Origin of the sequence: Nonomuraea sp. NPDC051191, assembly GCF_044455665.1 — a bacterium.
In the GTDB taxonomy this organism is placed as follows: domain Bacteria; phylum Actinomycetota; class Actinomycetes; order Streptosporangiales; family Streptosporangiaceae; genus Nonomuraea.
Window position 1 is genome coordinate 466,073 of sequence record NZ_JBITEZ010000008.1, and the last position, 9,791, is coordinate 475,863.

Sequence of the window (9,791 nt, forward strand, 5' to 3'; positions counted from 1 at the left end):
AAAGGCAGTACCCCCATGTCCTCATCCAACCTGCGCACCGCAGCCGTCATGCTCGCCGTCGTTGGGCTCCTCGGCGCCTGTGGAGGTCAAGGGGGTGCTGCCGGCGCGGCGCCGTCCAGCGATCAGCCGGTCTACGGCGGCACGCTGACCTACCTGGAGCACCAGCCGCCCACCTGCCTCTACCTGCCGGCCGCCGGCTTCTATCCCAACGGCGGCATCCTCAACCAGATCACCGACAAGCTGACCTGGCAGAACCCTCAGACCCTGGAGATCGAGCCCTGGATCGCCACCAAGTGGGAGGTGAACAAGGACGCCACCGAGTACACCTTCCACCTGCGCCAGGGCGTGACCTTCAGCGACGGCAGCCCGCTCGACGCCGCCGCCGTCGCCGCCAACTTCGACGTGTACGGCCTCGGGAACACCGAGCTCAAGCTGCCGGTCGCCGAGTTCGTCAACAACTACGAGCGCAGTGAGGTCATCGACCCGCTGACCGTCAAGTTCCACTTCAAGAAGCCCTCGCCCGGGTTCCTCCAGGGCACCTCGGTCATCGGGGCCGGGCTGGTGTCGAAGAAGACGATCTCGCTGCCGTACGAGCAGCAGTGCCAGCTCAAGAACATCGTCGGCTCGGGCCCCTTCACGCTGAAGAACCAGATCGTCGACAAGGAGGTGGACCTGGCCGCGCGCAAGGACTACGACTGGGCGCCGCCCTCCTCCAAGCACCAGGGACGGGCGTACCTGGACGAGATCAAGATCATCGTGACGCCCGAGGACAACGTCCGGGTCGGCGCGCTGACCTCCGGCCAGGCCGACTTCGTGCGCTACGTCCAGGCCTACGACGAGAAGACGGTCAAGGACGCGGGCTTCCAGATCTACGCCGAGCCGACCAGGGGCGTGAACAACGGCCTGTACCTGCGGCCGTCCAACAGCATCCTGAAGGACCTCGACGTGCGCAAGGCGCTCCAGGCGGGCACCGACGTCAAGGAGGTCGTGGACACCCTGTTCACCGCGAGCTACCCGCGCGCCACCTCCGTGCTCAGCCACCTCGCCCAGGGGTACGTCGATCTGTCGAAGGACCTGGCCTACGACCCGGTCAAGGCCGGCGAGCTGCTCGACAAGGCCGGCTGGACCAAGGGCGCCGACGGCGTGCGCGAGAAGGGCGGCGTCAAGCTGCGGCTGGGCGTCTTCGTGGCCGGGCCGCAGCCGCTGTCCAAGCAGACGCTCGAACTCGTCGGCCAGCAGTGGGCCAAGCTCGGCGTGCAACTGGAGATCCGCCCCGCCGACGCCGGCACCCAGGCCGTCGACATCAAGGACGCCGAGAAGACCGCCGTCGCGCACAGCATGGTCGGCCGCGCCGACCAGGACGTCATCAAGAGCCACTTCCACAGCCAGAACCGCGACGTCATCCTCTCCAAGGACAAGAAGCTCGACACCCTGCTGGAGGAGGAGTCCGCCGAGCCCGACAACGCCGAGCGCAACGCCAAGGTCGCCGAGATCCAGCGCTACGTGATCGACCAGGGCTACGCCATCCCCCTGTTCGAGGAGCCCCAGGTGTACGGCGGCGCGCCGTACGTCAAGGGCGTGGCCTTCGAGGCGGTCGCCCGCCCGTGGTTCTACTCGGCCTGGAAGACGCAGCAATGACCAGGTACCTCCTGACGAGGGCCGGGCAGGCGGTGCTCGTGCTGTGGGCCGCCTTCACCGCGAGCTACGTGCTGCTGCAACTGCTGCCCGGCGACTCGATCCTGATCAAGTTCCAGAACCCGGAGCTCGGCCTGTCGCCGCAGCAGATCGCCGACATCCGGGCGTACTACAGCGGCGGCTCGCCGATCGGCGAGTACCTGCGCACCCTGTCCGGCTTCCTGACCGGAGGCTTCGGCTACTCGATCGACACCGGCACCCCGGTGGTCGAGCGCCTGGGCGAGGCGCTGCCCGAGACGGCCCGGCTGGCCTCGGCGGCGTTCGCGCTGGCGGTGCTGCTCGCCGTGGTGATCGCCTTCGTGGCGAGCTACAGCAGGACGTCGTGGCTGCGCGGGGCGCTGCTGTCGGTGCCGTCGCTGTTCATCTCGGTCCCGGCGTTCTGGCTGGGGATCCTGCTGATCCAGGCCTTCTCCTTCCGGCTGCGGCTGGTGCCGGTCATCGGCGGCGGCGAGCTCCAGCAGCTCGTCCTGCCGGTGGTGACGCTGGCCGTGCCGATCTCGGCGCCCATCGCGCAGGTGCTGGCGCGCGGCATCGACCAGGTGTACGCGCAGCCGTTCGTGCCGGTGATCGCGGCCAAGGGCGCCACCCGCTGGTGGATCCTGTGGCGGCACGTGGCGCGCAACGCCGTGCTGCCGACGCTGACCGTGGCGGGCCTGACGTTCGGCGAGCTGATCGCGGGCTCGGTCGTGACGGAGACCGTCTTCGGCCGCAACGGCATCGGGCGGCTCACCGAGCAGGCCGTGACCGCCCAGGACACGCCGGTGATGCTGGCCGTCGTGGTGCTCGCCGCGGCGGTGTTCGTCCTGGTCAACCTGGTGGTGGACGTGTTGTTCCCGGTGCTCGACCCGCGGCTGAAGGCGGCGTCGTGAGGGCCGGCCTGATCCTGTCCTGGACGGTGATCGCCGTGGTGCTGCTGTGGGCGGTCGTCCCTGGCCTGTTCACCGGGTACGACCCGATCGCCGGCGTGCCGGTCGAGAAGCTCCAGGCGCCGAGCGGGCAGCACCTGTTCGGCACCGACGCCGTCGGGCGTGACGTGTTCGCGCGGGTGGTGCACGGAGCCGTGAACTCGCTGTCGGGGGCGTTCGTCGCCGTCGCGGTCGGCCTGCTGCTCGGCACGCTGCTCGGGCTGCTGGCCGGCTCGCTCGGCGGGGTGACCGACGCCGCCGTCATGCGGGTCGTGGACGTGCTGCTGTCGGTCCCCGGCCTGCTCCTGGCCCTGGTCGTGATCATCCTGCTCGGCCCGGGGACGGTGAACGTGGCCGTCGCGGTCGGCGTCGGCTCGGTCGCCGCGTTCGCCCGGCTGTCGCGCTCGGAGGTCGTCCGGGTGCGCCGCACCGACTACGTGGAGGCCGCCTTCGGCAGCGGCGGCCGGTTCACCGCCGTGCTGTGGCGGCACGTGCTGCCCAACTCGCTCGGTCCCGTCGTCGCGCTGGCCGCCCTGCAGTTCGGCGTGGCCATCCTGGCCATCTCGACGCTCGGCTTCCTCGGCTACGGCGCCGAGCCGCCCACCCCCGAGTGGGGGCTGCTCATCGCCGAGGGCCGCAACTACCTGGCCACGTCCTGGTGGCTGACCACGCTGCCCGGGGCCGTGGTGGTCGCGGTCGTGCTCGCCGCCGGCCGGATCAGCCGGTCCATCGCCAAGGAGTCCTCGTGAGCCTGCTCGACGTCCGCGACCTCGCGGTCTCCTACGACGGCCGCCCGGCGGTGCACGGCGTCTCCTTCACCGTCGAGCCGGGCGAGGTCGTCGCGGTCGTCGGCGAGTCGGGGTCCGGCAAGACCACGACCGCGCACTCGATCATCGGCCTGCTGCCGGCCAACGCCTCGCTGGAGCGCGGCAGCGTGCTGCTGGGCGAGAACGACCTGGCGACCTGGTCGCCGCGGCGGATGGAGTCCGTACGCGGGGCGCAGATCGGGCTCGTGCCGCAGGATCCGTCCAACTCCCTCGATCCGGTCAAGACGGTCGGGGCGCAGATCGCCGAGGTGCTGCGCATCCACAAGCGCGGCGACCGGGCCGCCGTCCGGCGCCGGGTGGTCGAACTGCTCACCCGCGTCGGCCTGCCCGACCCCGAGACGCGGGCCCGCCAGTACCCGCACGAGCTGTCCGGCGGCATGCGCCAGCGCGTGCTGATCGCCATCGCCGTCGCGCTCGAACCCCGGCTGATCATCGCCGACGAGCCCACCAGCGCCCTGGACGTCACTGTGCAGCGGCGCATCCTGGACCTCATCGACGACCTGCGCGCCGAGTTCGGCACGGCCGTGCTGCTGGTCACCCACGACCTCGGCGTGGCCGCGAGCCGCTCGGACCGGCTGGTCGTCATGAAGGACGGCCGCGTCGAGGAACAGGGCCCGACCAGGGAGATCCTGGCGGCGCCCGGCGCGGACTACACCCGGCGGCTGCTGCACGACGCCCCCGCGTTGTCGGCCCGTCCCTTCCGCGAGCCGGTGGCCGCCGAGCCCGCGATCGTGGTCCGCGACCTGGTCAAGGAGTTCCGTTCGGGCCGGCGGGCCTTCCGGGCCGTGGACGGCGTCTCGTTCGAGGTGCCGCGCGGCACCACGCACGCCCTGGTCGGGGAGTCGGGATCGGGCAAGACCACCACCGCGCGCATGGTGGTGCGCTTCGCCGAGCCCACGTCGGGAACGGTCACCGTCACCGGGGCCCCCGACGGCCGCGGATTCCGCCGTCACGTCCAGCTCGTCCACCAGAACCCGTACGGGTCGCTGGACCCGAGGCAGTCGATCGCCGACATCGTGGAGGAGCCGTTGCGCAACTTCGGGCTCGGCGACCGGGCCGCCCGCCGGGCCCGAGTCGCGGAACTCCTCGACCGGGTGGCGCTGCCCGCCGACGTGAGCTCCCGCAGGCCGCGCGAGCTGTCGGGCGGGCAGCGGCAGCGGGTGGCCATCGCCCGCGCGCTGGCCGCCGGCCCGGAGGTGCTCGTGCTCGACGAGGCCGTCTCGGCGCTGGACGTCACCGTCCAGGCGCAGATCCTCGACCTGCTCGGACAGCTCCAGCGCGACCTCGGCCTGACCTATCTCTTCATCTCGCACGACCTGGCGGTGGTGCGGCAGATCTCACACACCGTCTCCGTCATGAACAAAGGACGCATCGTGGAATCAGGATCCACCCGGCGGGTCTTCACCGACCCGGCCGACGACTACACCCGCGAGCTGCTCGCCGCCATCCCGGAGCCGGTGCGATGAGGCTCGGCTTCTTCACCCGGGTCCTGGACGAGGCGCCTCCGGCCGAGCGTTACCGGCTGGCCGCCGAGCAGATCGCGCACGCGGAGTCGCTCGGGTTCGACACCGCCTGGGTGGCCCAGCACCACTTCGACGGCGAGGAGGGCGGGCTCCCCGCGCCGCTGGTGTTCCTCGCCCACGTGGCGGCCAGGACCAGCCGCATCCGTCTCGGCACCGGCATCATCACCCTCCCGCTGGAGCAGCCCGTCCGGGTGGCCGAGGACACCGCCGTGCTCGACCTGCTCACCGGCGGGCGGCTGGAGGTCGGGGTCGGCAGCGGCGGGACGCCGTCGTCGTTCGGGCCGTTCGGGCACGACAGCGGCGACCGCGCCACCCTGTACGCCGAGCACCTGTCGATCCTGCTCAGGGCCTGGTCGGGCGAGGACCTGGGCGGCGGCAACCGGCTCTACCCGCCCGCGCCCCGGCTGGCCGGCGCCGTCTGGGAGGCGACGTTCTCGGTCTCCGGAGGAGCGCGGGCCGGCCGGGCGGGCAACGGGCTGATGCTCTCGCGCACGCAGCCGCGGCCGGCCGACGACCCGCAGGCGACGCTCGCCGACCTGCAACAGCCGATCGTGGACGCCTACCACGAGAACCTGCCCGCGGGCGCCGTCCCGCGCATCGTGGCCTCGCGGACCGCGTTCGTGGCCGACAACAGGGCCGAGGCGCTGCGCCTGGCCGAAGCGGGGCTCGGCCGCCGTCCGCTGCCGTGGGAGCTGCCCGGCGGCGACCTCGACAGCCGCATCGCCGCCTTCGACGTGCACGTGGGCACCCCCCAGGACGTCATCGACAGCCTGCGCGCCGACCCGACCCTCGAACGGGTCACCGACCTGGTCTTCCAGGTGCACTCGGTGGACCCGCCGCATCCGCTCGTCCTCCGTTCGATCGAGCTGCTGGCGACCGAGGTCGCGCCCGCGCTCGGCTGGCTCCCCTCCACCGAAATGAGCTCCACATGATCAACGACGTCATCGACCACCTGGCCGGGATAAGACCGGGCTCCCGCCTGGACAAGCTGCGCGACCTGCGGCCCGCCGCCCGCGAGCACGCCCAGCGCGGCTTCGACGCGCTCTTCGTCCCTGACGAGGAGGGCGAGGTCACCCTCGTCGAACGGGACGCGGTCGCGGCCTTCGTGGCCGGGCTGCACCGCGACGCCGTCGTCGCCGGCTTCTACGCCGACCGGCTCGCCGAGCTGGCCCCCGGCCTGCTGAAGACCGTCGAGGCGGAGGTCGAGGCGGGCGTCACCACCGGCCCGTACGGGGTCTACCCCGCGCCGCTGGCCGCCGAGAGCGACGAGGGCCTGCGCTACCGGGTACGGAACCCGGACGAGCTGGGCGTCCGGCTCGCCGCCGCGTTCGAGCACGCGCACCTGCTGGTCTTCCGGCCGCGCGAGGCGAGCCGGCAGGCCCTGGACGCGCTGGCGGCGGCGGGCTGGAGCCCGACGGGCGTGGTGACGTTGTCGCAGCTCGTCGCCTTCCTCGCCTTCCAGGTCAGGGTGGTCGGCGGGCTCCGGCTGCTCGGCCAGGAGGTGGCCGCGTGAGCACCGGATTCACCCGGGAACAGCTCGGCTGGAAGCCCTGGCTGCCGCCGCTCGCGCCGGAGGAGCTGACCGAGGCCCACCACGAGGCGCTGGTGGACCGGGCGCGGGCGTCGTCGCCGTACTTCCTGCTGCTGGCCCGCGACCCCGAGATCCTGCACGCGCGCACCAAGACCGACAACGACATCTTCTACAACGCCGACGGCGGGCTGCCGCGCGCCGAGCGCGAGCTGGCCGCGACCGCCACCTCGCGGCGCAACGGCTGCGTGTTCTGCGCGTCGGTGCACGCCCGCTTCGCCGCCCACCACTCCAAGCGCCCGCAGGACGTGCAGCGCCTGCTCGACGAGGGGGTGGACGCGCCGCAGGACGACACCTGGCGGGCGGTCGTCGACGCCTCGGTCGCGCTGGCCGCCACGCCCGTCGAGTTCGGGCCCGAGCACCTCGCGGCGCTGCGCGCGGCCGGGCTCGACGATCTGGCGATCAGCGACACCATCCACGCCGCCGCCTTCTTCAACTGGGCGAACCGGCTCATGCTCTCACTCGGCGAACCGGAGGACCACCGATGACCGACCGTCACCTCGACCACCTCGTTCATGCCGTGCCCGACCTGCTCAAGGGGGTTGAGGACTTCGCCGCGCGCACCGGCGTGCGGCCCGTCCGGGGCGGCAGCCATCCCGGGGGCACCGCGAACTACCTGGTGCGTTTCGGGCCGGACGCGTACCTGGAGATCATCGGCCCGGACCCGGAGTCGGAGGTGCGGCCGAGGGCGTTCGGGCTGGAGACGCTGACCGAACCCCGCCTGGCCGCCTGGGCCGTGCATCCGCGGGACCTCGACAAGACCGTGGAGCTGGCCCGCGAGCGCGGCTACGACCCCGGCGACGTGCAGCCGCTGTCCCGGCGCACCCCGTCCGGGGAGTTGCTGGAGTGGCGGCTCACCCGGCGCGAGGAGCCGGCCGCGGTCCGGCCGGTGCCCTTCCTCATCGACTGGGGCTCGACCACCCATCCGGCCGCCACGGACCTGCCGCTGGTCGGCCTGGTCTCCTTCGCCGCCGTCCACCCCGACCCCGGCGCGCTCCGCCGCGACCTGGCCGCGCTCGACGTAACGCTCGACGTCACCGAGGGGCCCGAGCCCGCCCTGCGGGCCGTCATCGACACCCCGCTCGGCCACGTGACCCTGAGCTGAACCCCTTCCGGAGAGAAAGACCCATGAGCACCCTTCGCGAGTACCTGTCGCACAAGCGCGCCGCCCTGCTGGCCCGCCGGGAGGCCCCGGCGGGCGGCCCGGTGCCGCTGCACGCCCACGTCACGGCCGAGGGCCGCAGCGGGATCCGGCGCGTCAGGATCAGGGACTTCCAGATCATCAGCGACAGCGGCCCCGACTTCGCCGGCTACGACCTCGGCCCCGGCTCGCCCGAGCTCCAGGCCGGCGTCCTGGGCAGCTGCGTGACGCACATCTTCCTGATCAAGGCGGCCGAGCTGGAGGTGCCGATCGACTCCCTGGAGGTGGACGTCCGCGCCGAGTACGACCCCAAGGCCCAGCTCCCGGGCGACCAGGGTGTCCCGGTGTCCCCGCACAACTTCACCTACGAGGTGCAGATCAGCTCGCCCGCCTCCGACGAGGAGCTGGCCGGGCTGCACGCCGAGGTCGAGCGGGTGTGCCCGATCCTCAACCTGATCCGCAACCCGCAGCAGATCAGCGGCTCGATCGTGCGGGTGGCGGACCCCGCCGAGCTGCCCGTCGCCTAGCGGGACGGCCCCGCCCCCCGGGGGCGGGGCTCTCAGCCGGCCGTGAAACCGGAGAACAGCGCCAGGGCCAGGGCCAGCGCGACGACCACGTTGACCACCGTCGCGGCGGCGAACACGGCGACCGGCCGCCATCCGGCCTCACGCAGCGCCGACACCCGGAACTCCAGCCCGATGCTGACGAACGCCAGGATCAGGAACCAGGTCCGCAGGTCGTTGGCGACCCCGATGACCGCCTTGCCCTCGCCCGCGGCGACCGTCGTCAGCCACCAGGTGGCGACCACGGACGCGGCGACGAACCCGAGCACGAACTTCGGGAAGCGCCGCCACAACTCGATCAGGCCGGGCCGTTCGGCGTCGGCCCGCCGCTCGACCCGGAAGGCGAACCAGGCGGTCAGCGCGACCACGACGACGCCGATGAGCGCGTTCTGGGTGACCTTGACGATCGTGGCGATGGCCAGGGCGTCCTCGCCCGCGATCGTCCCGGCGGCGGTGACGGCGGCGGTGGTGTCGATGTTGCCGCCGATCCAGGCCCCCGCCACCTCGGGCGGGAGCCCGAGCAGCGAGGCCAGGGCGGGCAGGACGAAGATCGACGGCAATGCGAACGCGATCACCAGGCTGGCGCTGTAGGCGAGCTGCTCCTTCCTGGCCTGGACGGCCCCCGCCGCCGCGATGGCCGCGCTGACCCCGCAGATCGACACGGCCGACGACAGCAGCGCGCGCAGCCGGTCGTCGAGCCCGAGCCGTCCGCCGAGCCACCAGGTGAACAGGAACACCGCGCTGATCAGCACGATCGCCTGGACCACGGCCGGTCCGGCGGCGGTCACGATCACCTTGAGGTTGATGGACGCGCCGAGCAGGACCAGCCCGGTCTTGATGAAGAACTCGGTGCGGAACCCGCCGGACAGCCGCTCCCGCAGCCCGGACGCGGTGAGCAGCGCGTTGCCGAGCAGCCCGAGCGCGATCGCGTAGACCGGGAACTCGACGGCCTTGGCCAGGCCGGACCCGGGGAACCAGCCGGGGACGCCCTTCTCCAGGACGCGGGTGGCGGCGGCCAGCACGAGCACGACCAGGACGCCGAGCGCCGTCCCGTGCCAGGTCGCGCGGTCGCCGGTGACGGTGCTCATCAGGGCACCAGCCCGACGGGGATGACGCCGGTGAGGACGAGGACGAGCAGGACCAGGCCGACGGCCGTGGCGGCCCAGTCCTCGTTGACCGCGACGCGGCTCTCGCGCCCGGTGGGAGATTCGTCGGTGCTCATGTGCGTGCCTTTCACATCGGGGGGTGAGACGTGAAAGGCGTGGTCAGGTGCCTTTCACATCGGGGGGTGGGACGTGGGGGGGGGGGGGGGGCCCCCCCCCCCCCCCCGGCCGCGGGCCCGCCCCCGCGCCCCCCCCCCCCCCCCCCGGCGGGGGGGGGGGGGGCCGGGGGGGGGGGGGGGGGGGGGCGGGGGCGCGCGGGGGGGGGCCCCGGGGGGGGCCCGCCCCGGGGGGGCCGGGGGGGCGGGGCCCCCCCCCGCCCGGGCCCGACACGACTGGGCCTGGCACGACCGGGCGCGGCACGACTGGGCGCGACACGGCCGGACGTG

11 protein-coding genes are annotated in these 9,791 nt (G+C 73.0%); 9 read left to right on the forward strand and 2 right to left on the reverse strand.

Annotated elements, in window-relative coordinates; all coding sequences use genetic code 11:
- Positions 1-15: 15 nt before the first annotated feature.
- The 9 genes from ACIA8R_RS25570 to ACIA8R_RS25610 are packed head-to-tail and all read left to right on the forward strand — an operon-like array spanning position 16 to position 8,206.
- A complete protein-coding gene (locus ACIA8R_RS25570; protein ID WP_397040735.1) occupies positions 16-1,638 on the forward strand; it encodes a TIGR04028 family ABC transporter substrate-binding protein in 1,623 nt (540 codons plus the stop codon).
- Positions 1,635-2,564: an ABC transporter permease gene (locus ACIA8R_RS25575; protein WP_397040737.1), complete on the forward strand. Its 930-nt coding sequence runs from the start codon at positions 1,635-1,637 to the stop codon at positions 2,562-2,564. Before ACIA8R_RS25570 ends, ACIA8R_RS25575 begins: the two co-directional genes overlap by 4 nt.
- Positions 2,561-3,349 carry an ABC transporter permease gene (locus ACIA8R_RS25580; protein WP_357702807.1) on the forward strand — a complete coding sequence of 263 codons (789 nt, stop codon included), beginning with the start codon at positions 2,561-2,563 and terminating at the stop codon, positions 3,347-3,349. The genes ACIA8R_RS25575 and ACIA8R_RS25580 overlap by 4 nt, the downstream gene beginning before the upstream one ends.
- Positions 3,346-4,893 carry a dipeptide ABC transporter ATP-binding protein gene (locus ACIA8R_RS25585; RefSeq protein ID WP_397040739.1) on the forward strand — a complete coding sequence of 516 codons (1,548 nt, stop codon included), beginning with the start codon at positions 3,346-3,348 and terminating at the stop codon, positions 4,891-4,893. The genes ACIA8R_RS25580 and ACIA8R_RS25585 overlap by 4 nt, the downstream gene beginning before the upstream one ends.
- Positions 4,890-5,882, forward strand: coding sequence for a putative FMN-dependent luciferase-like monooxygenase (locus tag ACIA8R_RS25590; RefSeq protein WP_364086641.1), 993 nt, complete (start codon positions 4,890-4,892; stop codon positions 5,880-5,882). Before ACIA8R_RS25585 ends, ACIA8R_RS25590 begins: the two co-directional genes overlap by 4 nt.
- Positions 5,879-6,463, forward strand: coding sequence for a CMD domain protein (locus tag ACIA8R_RS25595; RefSeq protein WP_357702801.1), 585 nt, complete (start codon positions 5,879-5,881; stop codon positions 6,461-6,463). The genes ACIA8R_RS25590 and ACIA8R_RS25595 overlap by 4 nt, the downstream gene beginning before the upstream one ends.
- Complete coding sequence (locus ACIA8R_RS25600; protein WP_397040741.1) at positions 6,460-7,026, forward strand: alkylhydroperoxidase domain protein; 567 nt, start codon at positions 6,460-6,462, stop codon at positions 7,024-7,026. Before ACIA8R_RS25595 ends, ACIA8R_RS25600 begins: the two co-directional genes overlap by 4 nt.
- Positions 7,023-7,643, forward strand: coding sequence for a VOC family protein (locus ACIA8R_RS25605; RefSeq protein WP_397040743.1), 621 nt, complete (start codon positions 7,023-7,025; stop codon positions 7,641-7,643). Before ACIA8R_RS25600 ends, ACIA8R_RS25605 begins: the two co-directional genes overlap by 4 nt.
- A 23-nt stretch (positions 7,644-7,666) precedes the next feature.
- Entirely contained in the window at positions 7,667-8,206 is a 540-nt protein-coding gene (locus ACIA8R_RS25610) for an OsmC family protein (protein WP_397040745.1), read from the forward strand.
- Between the two features lie 32 nt (positions 8,207-8,238).
- Here the strand turns inward: ACIA8R_RS25610 and ACIA8R_RS25615 are convergent, their stop codons facing one another.
- Both ACIA8R_RS25615 and ACIA8R_RS25620 read right to left on the reverse strand, forming a co-directional pair.
- The gene (locus ACIA8R_RS25615; protein ID WP_397040747.1) at positions 8,239-9,330 is read right to left on the reverse strand and encodes a YeiH family protein; all 1,092 of its coding nucleotides are present in this window, start codon (positions 9,328-9,330) and stop codon (positions 8,239-8,241) included.
- Complete coding sequence (locus ACIA8R_RS25620; protein WP_357702791.1) at positions 9,330-9,464, reverse strand: hypothetical protein; 135 nt, start codon at positions 9,462-9,464, stop codon at positions 9,330-9,332. The genes ACIA8R_RS25615 and ACIA8R_RS25620 overlap by 1 nt, the downstream gene beginning before the upstream one ends.
- Positions 9,465-9,791: the final 327 nt, after the last annotated feature.